12 protein-coding genes are annotated in these 16,196 nt (G+C 73.2%); 2 read left to right on the forward strand and 10 right to left on the reverse strand.

Translation table 11 applies throughout. The features are described 5' to 3' along the window. Positions 1-14 precede the first annotated feature (14 nt). From cobA to AA0005_RS12405, 8 genes are all read right to left on the reverse strand, one after another. A complete protein-coding gene (gene cobA, locus AA0005_RS12370) occupies positions 15-1,265 on the reverse strand; it encodes a uroporphyrinogen-III C-methyltransferase (RefSeq protein ID WP_413450473.1) in 1,251 nt (416 codons plus the stop codon). Then, on the reverse strand, positions 1,262-1,669 hold the full coding sequence (gene nirD / locus AA0005_RS12375) for a nitrite reductase small subunit NirD (RefSeq protein WP_413450474.1): 408 nt from the start codon (positions 1,667-1,669) through the stop codon (positions 1,262-1,264). The genes cobA and nirD overlap by 4 nt, the downstream gene beginning before the upstream one ends. Continuing rightward, complete coding sequence (nirB, locus tag AA0005_RS12380) at positions 1,666-4,275, reverse strand: nitrite reductase large subunit NirB (RefSeq protein WP_413450475.1); 2,610 nt, start codon at positions 4,273-4,275, stop codon at positions 1,666-1,668. The genes nirD and nirB overlap by 4 nt, the downstream gene beginning before the upstream one ends. 139 nt (positions 4,276-4,414) lie before the next feature. Beyond that, positions 4,415-6,076: an FAD-dependent oxidoreductase gene (locus tag AA0005_RS12385; RefSeq protein WP_413450476.1), complete on the reverse strand. Its 1,662-nt coding sequence runs from the start codon at positions 6,074-6,076 to the stop codon at positions 4,415-4,417. Then, positions 6,073-8,286, reverse strand: coding sequence for a molybdopterin oxidoreductase family protein (locus AA0005_RS12390; protein WP_413450477.1), 2,214 nt, complete (start codon positions 8,284-8,286; stop codon positions 6,073-6,075). The genes AA0005_RS12385 and AA0005_RS12390 overlap by 4 nt, the downstream gene beginning before the upstream one ends. 10 nt (positions 8,287-8,296) lie before the next feature. Next, positions 8,297-9,682, reverse strand: a complete 1,386-nt coding sequence (locus AA0005_RS12395) for an MFS transporter (RefSeq protein ID WP_413450478.1) — start codon at positions 9,680-9,682, stop codon at positions 8,297-8,299. Between the two features lie 141 nt (positions 9,683-9,823). Beyond that, positions 9,824-10,324: a flavodoxin domain-containing protein gene (locus AA0005_RS12400; protein ID WP_413450479.1), complete on the reverse strand. Its 501-nt coding sequence runs from the start codon at positions 10,322-10,324 to the stop codon at positions 9,824-9,826. 52 nt (positions 10,325-10,376) lie between these two features. Continuing rightward, positions 10,377-11,453, reverse strand: a complete 1,077-nt coding sequence (locus AA0005_RS12405) for a DNA glycosylase AlkZ-like family protein (protein WP_413450480.1) — start codon at positions 11,451-11,453, stop codon at positions 10,377-10,379. Between the two features lie 541 nt (positions 11,454-11,994). Here AA0005_RS12405 and AA0005_RS12410 point away from each other — a divergent pair. Beyond that, positions 11,995-13,479, forward strand: coding sequence for a hypothetical protein (locus AA0005_RS12410; RefSeq protein WP_413450481.1), 1,485 nt, complete (start codon positions 11,995-11,997; stop codon positions 13,477-13,479). A 74-nt stretch (positions 13,480-13,553) separates the two neighbouring features. On the opposite strand, the gene AA0005_RS12415 is transcribed toward AA0005_RS12410, so the two are convergent. Together AA0005_RS12415 and AA0005_RS12420 are read right to left on the reverse strand one after the other, a co-directional pair. Beyond that, positions 13,554-14,204 (reverse strand): response regulator, encoded by a 651-nt coding sequence (locus tag AA0005_RS12415; RefSeq protein WP_413450482.1) that lies wholly within the window; start codon positions 14,202-14,204, stop codon positions 13,554-13,556. Between the two features lie 10 nt (positions 14,205-14,214). Then, on the reverse strand, positions 14,215-15,477 hold the full coding sequence (locus AA0005_RS12420; RefSeq protein ID WP_413450483.1) for a sensor histidine kinase: 1,263 nt from the start codon (positions 15,475-15,477) through the stop codon (positions 14,215-14,217). 242 nt (positions 15,478-15,719) lie between these two features. Between AA0005_RS12420 and AA0005_RS12425 the strand changes: the two genes are divergently transcribed. Further along, a complete protein-coding gene (locus AA0005_RS12425; RefSeq protein ID WP_413450484.1) occupies positions 15,720-16,175 on the forward strand; it encodes a hypothetical protein in 456 nt (151 codons plus the stop codon). Positions 16,176-16,196 lie beyond the last annotated feature (21 nt).

Genomic DNA, 16,196 nt, shown 5'->3' on the forward strand with positions numbered 1-16,196 from the left:
GGGCGGCGCGACGCTCACGCGATCAGCTCCCGGGACAGCCGCTGCTCGGCCTCCCGTGACAGCCGCTGCTCGGCGGCAACCTCCCCGACGACGATGACGGCCGGTGACCGGACCCCGACCTCGGCGGCGCGCCGCGCGAGGTCGCGCAGCACGGTCCGGGTGACCCGCTGCCGCGGCGTCGAGCCGTTCTCGACGACGGCGACCGGCAGGTCGGGGTCGGCGCCGGCGCCCTGGAGCTGGGCGGTGAGACGAGGCAGCTGGGCCACACCCATGAGGATGACGAGCGTCGTCGCCCGGTCTCGCACGGAGACGAGGGCACCCTCGTCGAGCCCGTCGTGGCCGCTGACGACGTGGAAGGCGGTGGCCGTGCCGCGATGGGTGAGCGGGATGCCGGCGAGCGCCGGCACGCTGAGCGCGCTCGAGACCCCGGGGACGACCTCGACGGGGATCCCGGCCGCTTGGCACGCGGCGACCTCCTCCCCGCCGCGCCCGAAGACGAAGGAGTCCCCACCCTTGAGCCGCACGACCCGCCGCCCGCGCCGCGCCTGGGCGACGAGGATCGCGTTGATCTCCTCCTGCGGGACCGGGTGGTGCCCGGGCGTCTTGCCGACGTAGACGACCTCGACGTCGGGGGCGAGCTCGTCGAGCACCTCGACCGGGCCGAGGCGGTCGACGACGACGACGTCGGCCTCGGCGAGGGCTCGCCGGCCACGCACGGTGAGCAGGTCGACGGCGCCCGGGCCTCCCCCGACGAGGACGACGGAGCCGGGACCGGGGTGACGCCGTCGTCGTCCGTCGATGCCGCCGCCGCGGAGCAGCTCGGCGACGGTGTCGTGCACGACACGGCGCGGGTCGGCGCCCGGCGCGTCCCCCGCCGGCGACCGCGAGTCGGTGACGACCCCGACGATGACATCGCCGGTCCGCGTGGTCGCGGCGGTGCGGGCCGTGCCGCCGGGCGTGGCGGTGACGCACCACGTGCGGCGGGACGCCGCCCACCCGGCGAGCGCCTCGTTGACGGCCGCGTCGTCGGAGGCCGCCAGGACCAGCCACGCGTCGTCGAGGTCGGTCTCGGCGACCTCGCGGGCGAGCCAGGTGACGCCGTCGTCGAGGAGGAGCTGCGCCAGCTCGGCGCACACCCGGGGCGCGACGAGGCGGACGAGCGCGCCGTCCTCGAGCATGGCGCGCACCCGCCGCGCGGCGACAGGCCCACCGCCGGCGACGAGCACCGTCCGGCCCGCCAGCTCGATGCCGAGGAGCGTCGTCATCGCGCCACCTCCCGCGCGGGCGGCTCGGGAGCCGCGACGTGGACGACGCCGTCGCGCACGAGGACGGGCCACGTCACCAGGTCGCCGTCGCCGTCGAGCGGTGTGCGCCCGGCCGGGTCGAGGCAGCGGCCGGTGGACAGCTCGAACACCTGCTTGTACATGGGGCTCGCGACGGTCGGGACCCCGCCGCGCGTCCCGACGATCCCGCGGGACATGACGTTGGCGCCGCAGTAGGGGTCGCGCTGCTGGACCGCGTGGACCGTGTCGTCGGGCAGCCGGAACAGGGCGACCTGCGTGCCGCCGACGAGGGCGGCTGCGCCGCGCTCGACGAGCAGGTCCTCGAGCCGGCACACCCGCTCCCAGGCGGTGTCGACGAGGGGCTGGGCGTGGGACAGGGCGCTCATCTGTGTACCTCCAGGGTCGGGCCGGCGATGACGGTGGCGGTGTCGGCGGGCGTCGCCGGGCGGATCTGGCCGCGTTCGACGACGTAGGCGAGGTCGGGGTCGGGCTCGGAGGGCGCGTTGACGAACGAGCCGAAGCGGCGCAGCTTGTCGGGGTCCTCGAGCACCGCCTTCCACTCGTCCTCGTAGGCGTCGACGTGCCGGGCCATGGCGGCGTCGAGGTCGGCGCCGATCCCGAGGGAGTCCTCGACGATCACCTCGCGGATGGCCTCGAGGCCGCCCTCGTAGTCCGCGACCCAGGCGGCGGTGCGCTGCAGGCGGTCGGCGGTGCGGATGTAGTACATGAGGAACCGGTCGATAGTCCGAAGGAGCTCCTCGGAGGTGAGGTCCTCCGCGAGGAGCTGCGCGTGCCGCGGGGTGAAGCCGCCGTTGCCGCCGACGTACACGTTCCAGCCCTTGTCGGTCGCGATGACGCCGACGTCCTTGCCGCGTGCCTCGGCGCACTCGCGCGCGCAGCCCGACACCCCGAGCTTGAGCTTGTGCGGCGAGCGCAGGCCGCGGTAGCGCAGCTCGAGCTCGACCGCCATGCCCACGGAGTCCTGGACGCCGAAGCGGCACCACGTGGACCCGACGCAGGACTTCACCGTGCGCAGCGACTTGCCGTAGGCGTGGCCGGACTCGAAGCCGTGGTCGACCAGCCGGCGCCAGATCTCGGGGAGCTGCTCGATACGAGCGCCGAACATGTCGATCCGCTGACCGCCGGTGATCTTCGTGTACAAGCCGAAGTCCTTGGCCACCTGGCCGATGACGAGCAGCCCGTCCGGGGTGATCTCCCCGCCGGGGATCCGCGGGACGACCGAGTAGGTGCCGTCCTTCTGGATGTTCGCCAGCACGTGGTCGTTGGTGTCCTGCAGCGCCGCCTGCTCGCCGTCGAGGATGTGGCCGTTGCCGAGCGAGGCGAGGATCGAGGCGACGACGGGCTTGCAGATGTCGCAGCCGCGTCCGCCGTCGCCGAAGCGCCCGATGATCTCGCTGAAGGTGTGGAGGTCGGCGACCCGGACGGCGTCGAAGAGCTGGGCGCGGGAGAGCTCGAAGTGCTCGCACAGCGCGGTGGAGACCTCGATGCCGGCCCGCTCGAGCTCCGTCGTCGTGATCTTCTTGACGAGCGGGAGGCAGGAGCCGCAGGAGGTGCCGGCCCTCGTGCACGCCTTGACGCCCGCGACGTCGGTGCAGCCGTGCTCGGTGACGGCGCCGCGGATCGTGCCGGCGCTGACGTTGTTGCACGAGCAGACGGTCGCGTCGTCGGGCAGCTCGAGTGCCGGGGCGGTCCCGGCACCCTGCGGCAGGAGGAACAGGCCCGGGTCACCGGGCAGCTCCGCGCCGAGCATGGGGCGCAGCGTCGCGTAGGCGCTCGCGTCGCCGACGAACACGCCCCCGAGCAGGGTGCGCGCGTCGTCGGACAGGACGAGCTTCTTGTAGATGCCGGCGACGGGGTCGGCGTGGACGAGCTCCATCGCCCCCTCGGTGCGCGCGAAGACGTCACCGAAGCTCGCGACGTCGACCCCCTGCAGCTTGAGCTTCGTCGCGGTGTCGGCGCCGGGGAACGTCGCCTCCCCGCCAAGAAGGCGGTCGGCGACGACCTCCGCCATGGCGTAGCCGGGGGCGACGAGACCGATGCACCGGCCCTCGATGCACGCGACCTCCCCGACCGCCCACACGTGCTCGTCCTCGGTCCGGCACGCGAGGTCGACGACGGCGCCGCCCCGCTCCCCCACCGGCAGGCCGCTGGCGCGGACGAGCTCGTCACGCGGCCGCACGCCCGTGGCGAGGACGACGACGTCGACGTCCAGGCGCCCGCCGTCGGCGAAGTCGAGCCGCCCGACGTCCCCGGTGCGCCGGGAGGCCACCATCGCGCTGGTCGCGGTCTCGCAGCGGACGGCGATGCCCATGTCGTTGATGAGCCGCTTGAGCGCCTGCCCACCGCCGAGGTCGATCTGCGCGTCCATGAGGTGCGTGCCGAACTGGATCACCGTGGCCTGCGCACCGAGCGCCTTGAGCGCTCCCGCCGCCTCGAGCCCGAGGAGCCCGCCGCCGATGACGGCGCCTCGCACGGGGCGCTCCCACCCGGCCTTGGTGGTGACCCGCTTCCGCTCGACCCAGGAGCTGAGGGCGGCGAGGTCATCGATGGTGCGGTAGACGAAGACGCCGGGCAGGTCGGTGCCACGGACCGGCGGCCTGGCGGCTGAGGAGCCGGTGGCGAGCACGAGCTCGTCGTAGCCGTGGACGCGGCCGAAGCGGTCGGTGACCGTGCGCGCCTCCCGGTCGATCGCGGTGACGGCGCAGTCGTGGTGAAGCGTGACGAGCTCGTCGTCCCACAGCGCCGGGTCGCCCAGCGTCAGTTCCTCGGGGTTGCGGGCCGAGAAGTAGCTCGTGAGCGCGACGCGGTCGTACGGCGCGCGGGGCTCCTCGGCGAACACCGTGATGCGCCAGGTCCCGGCGTGGTCGCGGTCGCGCACCGCCTCGACGAGCCGCTGGGCGACCATGCCGCCGCCGACGACGACGAGGTGCCGGGTGTCGCGCCCGGCGGGAGCGGTCTGGGGTCCGGTCACGGCGATCTCCTGACATGTGGTGGGGCGAGTCAGCCTCGCCCCGTCCGGTTCGGGTGTGGGTCCGGGACGGTACTCACGACGCTACGGAGCCGTGGTTTCCCGGCCGTTCCGCGCTTGTTGCGGGCAGGTAAATGCTGTTTCACGAGCGTTGCGGGCTCGGTGAGAGGGCGGGGCTGCCGGGCATCACGTCCTCGCTCGGGTCCGCTGCCGCCAGCCAGTCCGCGATGCCGCAGACCACGTCCCTGCACCCGCCGCACCCGGTCGTGGCGCGGGTCCCCCGGGCGAGCTCGTCGGCGCTCCGCGCCCCGTCGTGCCAGCACGCGACGAGGTCGCCCTTGGTCACGCCGTTGCAGTGGCACACGGTGGTCCGGTCGGGCATGTGGGTCGGGGTCGCCGCCTGGACCGGGGCGGGTGCCACCGGCCGCAGCAGCAGGTGGGCCGGGTCCGCCGGGACGGGGACGCGGCGGGTGTACGTCGCGGTGAGGTCGGCGCCCACGTCCGGTGCACCGACGCACGTCGCCCCGACGAGGAACCCGTCGGCGACCACGACCCGGACGTATCGCCCGGACGCCGGGTCGCTCAGCGTCAGCGAGCGGTGGCCCGGTTCCCGGCCCGACGCCCCCATCGTCACGATCTCCAGGCCGGCCGCCTTGACGCGGACGACGTCGGTGCCCGTGACGCGTGGGTTCCCCGCGGCCCCTCCAGGTTGCGGGTCGTGCGGACGCACGACGGCGCTCGTCGCCAGCCGCAGCGCCATGCTGGGCCGGTCCGCGTCGCCCGCCGACGCGGGGCGACCGGAAAGGCGGCCCGCGGTCGCGCCCTCGTCCGGCCGGGCTACCGCTGCGAGCGCCTCGGCGAGACGCCGCGACTGGTCCCACCCCTGCGCGATGAGGCCGGTGCCGCCCTCGGGCGGCTGTGCGCAGTCGCCGATCGCGAAGACGCGCGGGTCGTCCGGGCTGGCGAGGTCCTCGCCCACGACCACGCCCCGGTCGACCCTCAGCCTCGCGGCCCGCGCCAGTCCTGTCTCGGGGACGGTGCCGCACGCGAGCACGACGAGGTCGGCCCCGACGTCCACGACGCGGGTCCCGGCCGTCGGGTCGTCGGGCGTGTGGACCTCGACACCGCAGGCCCGCCCGTGCTGGTCGACGCGGACCCGCTCGGTGCGCGCCCTCGTCCACGTGCGCACCCCGAGGCGGGCCAGGCTCGCCTCGACGACGCGCCCGGCGTCGGTGTCGAGCTGGCGGTCCATCGGGCTCGCCCCGCCGTGCACGACGCTTACGGGGACACCGCGGTGCGCCAGCCCGCACGCCACCTCGAGGCCGAGCACACCCGCGCCGATGACGACGGCGTGCCGAGCGTTGGCCGCGGCGGCGACGATCCCGCGTGCGTCGTCGAGCGTGCGCAGGGCGTGCACGCCCCGCGGGAAGCCCCCCGCCCTGTCGGTGATGCCGCGGATGTCGGGGACGCGGGCCGCGGCGCCGGTCGCGAGGACGACCGCGTCGTAGGGGTAGGCGCCGTCGGCGGTGATGACCCGCCGCGAGGAGCGGTCGATGGCGATGGCCTCGGTGCCGCGGCGCACCGCCACGCGCTCGTCGTCCGCGCCGGGCAGACCGATCGCCGCGAGCTCGACCTTCCCGGCGACGACCTCGCTGAGCAGGACTCGGTTGTAGGGCTCGTACTCCTCGGCGCCGAGCACGGTGATCTCGGCTGCGCCCGCCTCGTCGTCGCTCAGCCGCGCGACGAGGTCGCTCGCGAACCGGGAGCCGACCATGCCGTTGCCGACGACAACGACGCGCCTCATGCGACCACCTCCGCGCTGCGCACGTCCACCGCGCACACCTTGAACTCGGGCATGCCGGAGACCGGGTCGGTCGCGTCGGTCGTCACCCGGTTGACGCTGCCGGCACCGCCCCAGTGGAAGGGCATGAACACCGTGTCGGGGCGGATGCGGTCGGTCCAGCGGGCCGCGGCCTCGACGTGGCCGCGGCGCGAGGTCAGCCGCACCCGATCCCCGTCGGCGATCCCGAGGCGGACGCCGAGCACCGGGTGCAGCTCGACGAACGGCGCGGCCACCGCACGGTCGAGCTCGGGCACCCGACGGGTCTGCGCGCCCGACTGGTAGTGCTGCAGCACGCGGCCGGTGACGAGGTACACCGGGGCATCGGCGCGGACGTCGTCGCTCGGGCCGACGTGGTCGACGGCGACCATGCGCGCGCGCCCGTCCGGCGTCGGGAACCGGTCGAGGAAGAGGCGCGGCGTGCCGGGATAGGGCGCGTCGTCGGTCGCGGGGACGGGCCAGAAGAGGCCCGGGCCGCCGGCTGCCTCGTCCGCGTCGAGCCGGGCGTGGCTGAGGCCGGAGTAGTCGGCGGGGCCACCCGCGGACGCGCGCGCGAGCTCGTCGAACACGGCGGCAGGCTCGGTGGGGAACGCGACGGGGGAGCCGAGGCGGCGGGCGAGCTCGGCGAGGACCCACAGCTCAGAGCGCGCCTCCCCCGGCGGCGGCTGCGTCACCTGGCGCCGCCGGATGACGCGCCCTTCGAGCGAGGTCATGGTCCCCTCCTCCTCGGCCCACTGGGTGACCGGCAGGACGACGTCGGCGAGCAGGGCGGTCTCGGAGGGCACGATGTCGCACACGACGAGCAGGTCGAGCGCCCGCAGGTTCGCCTCCACCCGGCCCGCGTCTGGCGCACTGACGACGACGTTCGAGCCGTGGACGAGCAGCGCCCGCGGGCGGCCGTCCTCCGCGTAGGTCCGTCCGGCCTCGTGCGCGCCGAGGGAGCGCAGGAGCTCGACGGCGGGGCGGCCGGGGCCCGGGATCGAGGCGGGGTCGACGCCCCAGACCGCGGCGACGTGGGCGCGCGCGGCGGGATCGTCGATCCTCCGGTAGCCGGGGAGCTGGTCGGCTTTCTGGCCGTGCTCACGCCCACCCTGCCCGTTGCCCTGGCCGGTGATCGCGCCGTAGCCCGACCCCTCGCGCCCGGGGAGGCCGAGCGCGAGGGCCAGGTTGATCGCGGCGGTCACGGTCGCCGTGCCCTGCGTCGACTGCTCGACGCCGCGGCCGGTGAGCACGTAGGCGCCCGCGCCGCCCCGGGCGGGCGACGCCGCGGCGAGGAGCCGCGCGACCTGGCGCAGGCGGCCGGCGGGCACGCCGCACACCGTCTCCGCCCGCTCGGGCCACCACGCGGCCACGGAGCGCCGCACGTCACCGAAGCCGGTGGTGCGCGCCGTCACGAACTCCATGTCGAGGAGCCCCTCGGCGATGACGACGTGCAGCAGCGCGAGGAGCACGACGAGGTCCGTGCCGGGGACCGGCTGCAGGTGCACGCCGGCGTCCTCGGCTCCCGGCTCACCCGTGAGCGCCGCCGTGGCGCCGCGCCGCGGGTCGACGACGACGAGCCCGCCGCGCGAGCGCACACCGGCGAGGTGCTGCACCGACGGCGGCATGGTCTCGGCGAGGTTGGAGCCGAGCAGGAGGACGGCGTCGGCGCCGGCGAGGTCGCTGAGCGGGAAGGGCAGCCCGCGGTCGACGCCGAACGCCCGGTTCGCCCCGGCAGCAGCAGAGGCCATGCAGAACCGGCCGTTGTAGTCGATGTTCGCGGTGCGCAGCACGGTCCGGGCGAACTTGCCCAGCGTGTAGGCCTTCTCGTTGGTGAGGCCGCCGCCGCCGAAGACGGCCACCGCGTCGCGGCCGTGGGTCTCCTGGATGCTCGCCACCGAGCGGGCGACGACGTCGAGGGCCTCGTCCCAGCTCGCCGGGTGGAGCTCGCCGTCGGCGCCCCGCAGCAGGGGCGTCGTCAGGCGGTCGGGGGCGCGGAGCACCGCCGCGCTCGTCCAGCCCTTCTGGCACAGTCCGCCCCGGTTGGTGGGGAACTGCCGCGGCGTGACGTCCACGGGGCGGCCGGGCTCGGCCGTGAGCGTCATGGCGCACTGGAGCGCGCAGTACGGGCAGTGGGTCGCTGCGGCGGAGGCCGGCGCAGTGGGCGTGGCCGGCGTGGCGGTCGTCGTCGTCATGGGCGTCCCCTCAGATGCGCGCGGAGGCGAGGGCCGCGCCCCTGCGGCCGTAGACGGACCACGCGACGAGCGCCATGACGGCGTAGACGGCGACGAAGGTCCACAGCGCCGGTACGAGCGAGCCGGCAAGGCCGGTCGAGGCGGCGAAGCCGCGGGGGATGAGGAAGCCGCCGAAGGCACCCACTGCCCCGGCGATGCCGATGCAGCCGGCGGCCGCCCGCTGGGCGCGGGCCCGGGCCGCGGCGTCGTCGCCGTCGGCCGCGGCCCGGAAGATCGCGGGGATCATCCGGTAGGTCGAGCCGTTGCCGATCCCGGTGGCGACGAACAGGACGAGGAAGGAGCCGAGGAAGAGCCCGAAGCTGTCCCGCTCGAGCGCCTGGATCGCCCCGACGGCCCCGGCCGCCATCGTGACGTAGGCGGCGATCGTCACCCGGGTGCCACCGACACGGTCGGCGACCACGCCGCCGAGCGGACGGCTCACCGAGCCGACGAGCGCGCCGAGGAAGGCGACGGAGACGCCTGCCCCGGGGAACTGGCTGCCCAGGAGCATCGGGAACGCCCCGGCGTAGCCGATGAACGAGCCGAAGGTGCCGATGTAGAGGAAGGAGACGATCCACGTGTGCCGGCAGCGCGCGGCCGCTGCGAAGGACCGGGGGTCGGCCCGCGCCGTCGTGAGGTTGTCCATGCCGCGCCAGGCGAGGACCGCGGCGAGGAGGACGAGGGGCACCATCATGAGGCCCGCTCGCTCCAGCGAGACGCCCGCACCGACGGTGATGACCACGGGCACCGCGAGCTGGACCGCGGCCGTCCCGAGGTTCCCGCCCGCCGCGTTGAGGCCCAGCGCCTTGCCCTTCTCCCGCTCGGGGAAGAAGAAGGAGATGTTGGCCATCGAGGAGGCGAAGTTGCCGCCGCCGAGGCCCGCGAGCGCCGCGACGGCCAGGAGGACGCCGAAGCCGGTGTCGGGCCGCTGGACGACGACGGCGAGGGCCACTGTTGGCAGCAGGAGGAGGAGCGCGGAGACGACCGTCCAGTTGCGGCCGCCGAACAGCGGCACGGCGAAGGTGTAGGGGATGCGCAGCGTGGCGCCGACGAGGCTCGGCACGGCGACGAGCCAGAACTGCTGGTCGACGGTCAGCGCGAAGCCCGCGGCCGGGAGCTGGGGCACGACGATCGACCACAGCGCCCAGACGGCGAAGCCGAGGAACTCGGCGAGGATCGAGATCCACAGGTTGCGGAAGGCGACCCGGCGTCCGCCGTCGCGCCAGAAGGTCGGGTCCTCGGGGTCCCAGTGGTCGATCCACCGCCCGGAGCGGCGGGCGGCGGGCGCCGCGGGGCGGGCGGGCGTGTCGCGCGGCGCTGACCGCTCGCCAGCGGGTGGCTTCGTGGGTGCGGACATCGCGGCTCCCCCTCGTCGTTCCGGTCGGTACCGGGCAGACGCTAGGGAGGCCGTGTTTCGTCAGGCGGCGCGGGCGGTGAACCGTGCGTTAGGAAGTTCGCACACGCGGGTGGGTGACGCTGTGAGGGGCGGGCGCCTGCCTCAGCGGGCGCCGGCGCCCAGGTGCTCGCGGAGGTCGGCGTCGATGCTGCGGGCCCAGGCCCGGATGGCGTCCCAGTCGCGCAGGTCGCCCTCGGGCGCCTTGGTGAGGCGGGTGACCGAGCGCTCGCGCAGGGAGAGCACCGAGGAGTCGATGCGGCCGTTGAAGACGGTGGCGCCTACGGGGTCGACGCCCTCGAGCACCTTCGCCTCGATGCGGAGCGGGTCGTCGGCCTCGGCACCGGCCAGTCCCACGGAGAAGACCCACGTGGGCGCGGCCGCGAGCGCCGCGGCGTTGCGCTCGGCGAACTCGCGGGCCGGGGCCATCCACCGCGACATGTAGACGGCGGAGCCGAGGACCACGACCTCGGCGTCACCGATCTCGGCGCTCTCGAGCGGTTCCCTCCGCACGGCGTGGCCGAGGGACTCGAGCTGGGCGCCGATCGCGTCGGCGACCTCGGCGGTCGAGGAGTGCTTGGATGCGGCGACGACGAGGATGCGCATGCCTCCACCCTGCTCCGCCCGGCGGGCTGGATCGAGGGACTTTCGTCCGGTTCTACCGATGCACCCGCAGCTCGTGCTCCCGGCCGAGGAACGCGCCGTAGCGCGCGGCCGCGTCCTCGAGGGCCGCCTCGTCGCTCGCCGTGAGCGGCCGGTAGGGCACGACGTCGAAGCGGACGCGGGTGCCGACCGTGCGCCGCATGCTGCCGACGAGCTGGGCGTCGACGAGCGCGATGCCGATCGCCGTCTCCCGCCCGCGCGGGACGACGCCCGCGACGTCGAGCACCATGCGGCTGTCCTGGTAGCCCCGGTAGGTCTCGTCGACCAGCTGGAGCAGGTGGCCGGCGGGCTCCTGCGGCCCGGTCGGAGGCTCGCCCGGCGCGTGCCAGTACGTCCGGCCGTCGTGCGCGAAGGTGTCCAGCTGCTCACGGGCGTGCTCGAGACCGCGGCGCGCGTCGGTGAGGGTGAGGGTGGCCCAGTAGGCGAGGTCGCGCTCGGTGGCCGGTCCGTGGCCGACGACGTAGCGCCGGGCGAGCTCGGCGAGCGCCTCGTCGCGGCCTCGGCGCCGTCGCTCCCCCACCCGCTCGGCGAGGAGGGCGTAGGTGTGGGCGCCGTCGCGCTCCCGGCCGCTGCACACGAGCCGGTCGAGCTCGAGGAGACCCAGGAGCAGCATCATGACCTGGCCGGACGCGACGAGCCCGCGCTCGGCGAGAGCAGCGGCGAGCTGCCCGCGGTCCTGGTCGGGGCGCTGCGCCAGCTCCTCGCACACCGTGGTGGCCGCGAGGTCGAGCCCGGCGGAGCTCCAGCCGTGCAGCTCGGTGAGCTGCCGGAGGACCACGGGACGCACCCGCGGCGCGGTGAGCTCGAGGAGCCATCCGACGTCGTCCGCGGTGACGAAGTGCCACGTCGGCCGCAGGACGTGGGTGCGGACGACGGCGCCCTCGGCCAGCAGCCTGTCGAGCTCGGCAGCCCGGGGGTCGACCGTCCGGCACGCCACCGCCCACCCCGCCTGCTGGCGGTTCTCCGCCTGGACGGCGAGCAGCCCCTCGACCACTGCCGCGGCACCGGGCGCCGGGGCCGTGAGGTACTGGGTGCGCAGCCGCCACCGCGCGATGTCGTGGTCGCTCACCATGGGCCGACGCTACGCCCCGATGCGGTCACGTCCTGGCCTTATCGGGCCCGCAGCCACTGGAGCACCGCGAGCACCCGGCGGTGGTCGTCCGCGAACGACGGCAAGTCGAACTTGTCAACGGCGACGACCCGAATGCGCGCGCCTCCGCAGTCGCCGTCCTGCCTGCGGTCCGCGAGGGACTTTGGCCGGGCTCCACAGGTAGAGGACCACCTCGCGGAACCAACCCCATGCAGTTGGTCGTCGAGGAGCCGCAAGTTCCATTCGGTCGGCGGCTCGCGCCCCTCACCGAAGCGCCAACACAGACGATTCGCCACAAACGGAATACGAAGGGCGTCGTCATTAATGAGACAGGCCGGTAAATCTGCGCAAGACTGGCTCCATGAGAGAGCAAGTTCCGACATTCGCGCTCGGGCTAGTGTGCCGTGAGTATGGCAGTCGGGCCGTACGCTTCGCGTTAGGCGCAGGCCCGGACGAACCGCTGAAGACTCTAGGCTGGTCCCCCGCTAGGCACGAGGTGCTCCAGCACCTCCTGAGAGGCAGCATGGTCCCCGATCCGGACCAGCCTAACCTTCTTCGCGGCAGGTCGGACATTTTCTGCTATGCACCTAATGCCGGGGACTCGATGTTGCGTCACATGCGTCAATATTGTGGCGGGAACCTCTATTCTGTCGACAAGGGCATCGACCCGTCAGCAAGTGCGATCACCCAGCATCTTCAACGTCTGATCAATAGGTACGAAGAAGACATCGTCGCACTAATCAATAACCCTAACCCATATCGCGGGGTCTGGAGCATGAGTATAGCCGGTGATCCAGAAAGCGTGACGTTGCTCGAACTGCTACTGGCAGAAGAACGTGCAACACCTCTCTACGAAGCCCTCGCAGCATCACCGGGCGAACGGGGCATGCGCGGCTGCCTCGTCACTACCCCTCAGAGCGGTCGAAGCCTTCAAGAAGCCAGCATCCCCAGAGGCCTACTTCAGGCATGCGTCTCTCATTCATTGATTCACGGTCAAGTACCGACGGCAGCTGCCATGCGGGAACATGCGCCGGCCGCCATCGAGTCTTTCCTCGACCTAACAAGTGGCGAACGGACGGAGGTCCCCGCTGCCGTCGGTGCGGTCGGGAGCCGACTGGAGACCGCATCGCAGGGCGGACGCGGAGCCGCCTCTCCTCCGGATCGGATCAGAGTAGGGGACGGCTACGTCCGACAGACCACCGAACTTGACCACCATCTATTCACGACCACACTTGGGCAACTAGGTCTCGTATGGGTCACACATGACTTCACTCAAGCGAAGTTCTTTCCAGACAGCAGCGATCCAAGCAATCTTCCCGACGAGGCATTTACCTTCGACGGCACCGACAAGAGAGCGCAGCCAACACTACAAGAACGCTGGGACGCAGTGGCGCAAGCTGTAGTACTGTCGGCCACGATCTTCCCGCCGCCCGCATGGACGGCTTCCGCCTTCAATGTCGCCAGTCCGCTAACTCCAAGCGAGCATTCGCCTCACACGGGAGGCGTGTCGCAGTGGCAGAGCCAGTTGCGTTCGACCTCGAGCGCCGATTTCGGGGACGTTGAGCGTTGGCACCAGCTCATCTCTCAGACACCCGCCGCGTTGGAAGTGAGCCGCAGGCGCGTCGTCAGCGCCTTGGCTTCAAGGTCCGATCCTCTCGACGCCCTGGTAGATGCAGTGGTTGCATGGGAGAGCATTTTCAGCGGCGCGCCGGAAACGCAGATGCGCACGGTTCTACCCTCGTGCAAGTTGCTGTCCACTGAAGATGATTCAGCCAAGCTGCTTACATCCATGAAACGCGTGTACAGGATGCGCTCAGATTTAGTGCACGGGAAACAATCAAAGGCAAGTCAGAATGATGTTTTAGAGGCCCGAGACGATGCGCTCCGCTGGGTCCTTAGGCTCCTTCAGTTGATATATTCCGAGATGCCACACCTCCTCAATCTGAACGCCGCTCAAAGGAGCGACCTCATATTGGTACCGGGCAGCCATTTCGCCGAGCGGCAATAGACTCCTACTTGTGCGGACGGCAACCGAACTTTCTTGCGGTCATTAGGGGCACCTGCCAGCGAGCCGTGACAACCTCACCGAGGTACCTCCGCCCGCAGCCACTGGAGCACCGCGAGCACGCGGCGGTGGTCGTCGGTCGAGGGCGGCAGGTCGAGCTTGTCGAAGATCGCCGAGACGTGCTTCTCCACGGCCTTGGGCGTGACGACGAGCTCGCGGGCGATCGCCGGGTTGGTCCGCCCCTCGGCCATGAGCGCAAGGACCTCCCGCTCCCGCGGGGTGAGCCGGTCCAGCGGTCGGGCGCGGCGGGCGGCGAAGAGCTGGGACACGACGGTCGGGTCGAGCACCGTGCCGCCCGCGACGAGCCGCTCCAGCGCCGCGGACAGCTCCGCGAGCGCCGACACCCGGTCCTTGAGGAGGTAGCCCACTCCCCCGCCCGTGGCGAGCAGGTCCCCGGCGTAGGACTCCTCGACGTACTGCGACAGGACGAGCACGGCCGTGGCGGGCAGCTCCTCGCGGACCGCGAGCGCCGCACGCAGCCCCTCGTCGGTGAACGACGGCGGCATCCGCACGTCGACGACGGCGACGTCCGGGCGGTGCTCGCGCGCCGCCCGGACCAGCTCCTCGCCGTCGCCGACCGCCGCGACGACCTCGCAGCCCGCCTCCTCCAGGAGCCGGACGAGGCCCTCACGCAGCAGGACCGAGTCCTCGGCCAGCACGACACGCACGCGCCGGATGCTACGGGATCACCGCGCTCACGACGGTCCCGCGTCCGTCCTCGCTCTCGACGTGAAGCTCGCCGTCGACGCCGGCGAGCCGGTCGCGCAGCCCGGCCAGCCCGTGCCCCTTGCCCGGGTGCGCCCCGCCCACGCCGTCGTCGGCGACGACGACGCGCAGCACGCCGTCGTCGTCCGTGCCGATCCGCACGACGACGCGGGTGGCGGCGGAGTGCTTGGCCGCGTTGGTCAACGCCTCGGTGACGACGAAGTAGGCGGCGGACTCACGGGCCGGGGCGAGCCGCTCGCCGGGGGCGAGGGCTATGTCGGTCTCGACGGGCAGGGGGCTCTGCCCGGCGGCGGAGACGATGGCGGCGGCGAGCCCGCGGTCGACGAGGATCGGCGGCGCGATGCCCCGCGAGAGGGTGCGCAGCTCGGCGAGGCTGCCCTGGACGTGCTCGAGGCTCTCACTGAGCAGGGCGCGGGTGGCCTCGCTGTCGCCGTCGGCGAGGCGGCGCTGGGCGGCCTCGAGGTCCATCGACAGGCGCACGAGGCGCTGCTGCGGGCCGTCGTGGAGGTCGCGCTCGATGCGGCGCAGCGTCTCGGCCTCCGCGCCGACGACGGCGGCCCGGCTCTCGGTGAGCGCGGTGACCCGCTCCTCGAGGGCGGTGTGGCTGGTGCCGGCGAGGGTGACCCGGGCCCAGGCGTGGTGCAGCTGGACCAGGCCGCGCACGACCCACGGGGCGGCGAGCAGCAGGAGCACCCCACCGACGACGTACAGCGTGTACTCCACGGGGACGCTGAGGCCGAGGACGTCGGCGAGGTCGTTCCCGGTGTCCGGCAGCGCCCACGCCCACAGCGGGTAGAGGACGCAGCCGACCCCGGTCACCCACCACGTGATCGTCACGACGAAGCTCAGCAGCGCGATGGGGAAGTTGAGGAGCTGGAAGAGGAGGTCGAGCCACCCCTGGCCGTGCCGGAGACGGGCCAGCACCCACTGGAGGCGCCCGTCCGGGCGGACGAAGCGGCGCACCGGGGGCAGCGGGTAGCCGATCTCGGCGAGCCGGCGCCGCTCGACGTCGCCGAGGGCCTGGGCACCCGCCAGGCCCGCGGCCAGGACGACGAGGCCGAGGAGGAAGGCGACGAGCAGCGGCGGTCCGGCGGAGACCGTCGCGACGAAGAGGACGAAGCCGACGATGGCGATCGGCAGCGAGAGCAGGAGGTAGCCGCTCTCGCGGGCGGCGCGGCGGTAGAGGGAGCGTCGCGGGCTGGAGCTCGCCGTCATCTCTGCCTCTTCTCGGTGCGGCCGGCCGGGGGCACCGGTCGATCCTAGGGGGCGGCCGGGGTGGGCCGGGGCGGTGGACTGGGGTGTGGTGGTCATGGCTCCAGCCTTCCCGGCGCGGCCGCGCCGGTCAGCGGGGCCACCCGGCGTCCTCGGGGTGGGGCATGCCCTACCCCGGCTCTCGGGAGGCGCACCGGCCCGGAGTCCAGTTCGATGGGCGGACCCTCTACGAACAGGAGCGCAAGATGGAACCCTGGGTCTGGATCGTCATCGGAGTCGTCGTGCTGGCGGTCGTCATCGCCCTCGTGCTCTCGGCCTCCAAGAAGCGCAAGCAGCGCGAGCAGGAGGAGCGCGCCCGCCGCGAGCGGGAGAACCGTGAGCACGCCCGTGACCTGCGGGCGCACGCCGAGGAGCAGGACATCACGGCGCGGGAGCGGGAGGCCGCTGCCCTCCAGCAGCAGGCCGAGGCCCAGCGCGCCCGGGTCGAGGCGGACCGCCTCGAGCAGGAGGCACGCCGGCGCACCGAGGCCGCCGAGGAGGTGCGTCAGCAGGTCGAGCGTGAGCGCGCCGACGCCGACGCCCTCGACCCCGACCTCCACGGGGAGCGCGACCTCACCCGCGAGGCGGCCGACCGTCCCCACCCGGACGAGGACGGCACGCACGGGCGGCACGCCGCGGACGGTGACGCGACGCCGCGCTGAGCACACGCAACGTGAGGGGTT

It is taken from the genome of Georgenia phoenicis, from assembly GCF_047302425.1.
Taxonomy (GTDB): Bacteria; Actinomycetota; Actinomycetes; order Actinomycetales; family Actinomycetaceae; genus Oceanitalea.

Coding starts and splice junctions, on each gene's coding strand:
- AA0005_RS12400 (WP_413450479.1), bottom strand. CDS start 10,324: ATGCGCATCCTCGTCGTCGCCGCATCCAAGCACTCCTCGACCGCCGAG.
- nirD (WP_413450474.1), bottom strand. CDS start 1,669: ATGAGCGCCCTGTCCCACGCCCAGCCCCTCGTCGACACCGCCTGGGAG.
- AA0005_RS12390 (WP_413450477.1), bottom strand. CDS start 8,286: ATGACGACGACGACCGCCACGCCGGCCACGCCCACTGCGCCGGCCTCC.
- cobA (WP_413450473.1), bottom strand. CDS start 1,265: ATGACGACGCTCCTCGGCATCGAGCTGGCGGGCCGGACGGTGCTCGTC.
- AA0005_RS12405 (WP_413450480.1), bottom strand. CDS start 11,453: ATGGTGAGCGACCACGACATCGCGCGGTGGCGGCTGCGCACCCAGTAC.
- AA0005_RS12395 (WP_413450478.1), bottom strand. CDS start 9,682: ATGTCCGCACCCACGAAGCCACCCGCTGGCGAGCGGTCAGCGCCGCGC.
- AA0005_RS12385 (WP_413450476.1), bottom strand. CDS start 6,076: ATGAGGCGCGTCGTTGTCGTCGGCAACGGCATGGTCGGCTCCCGGTTC.
- AA0005_RS12410 (WP_413450481.1), top strand. CDS start 11,995: ATGGTCCCCGATCCGGACCAGCCTAACCTTCTTCGCGGCAGGTCGGAC.
- AA0005_RS12425 (WP_413450484.1), top strand. CDS start 15,720: ATGGAACCCTGGGTCTGGATCGTCATCGGAGTCGTCGTGCTGGCGGTC.
- AA0005_RS12420 (WP_413450483.1), bottom strand. CDS start 15,477: ATGACGGCGAGCTCCAGCCCGCGACGCTCCCTCTACCGCCGCGCCGCC.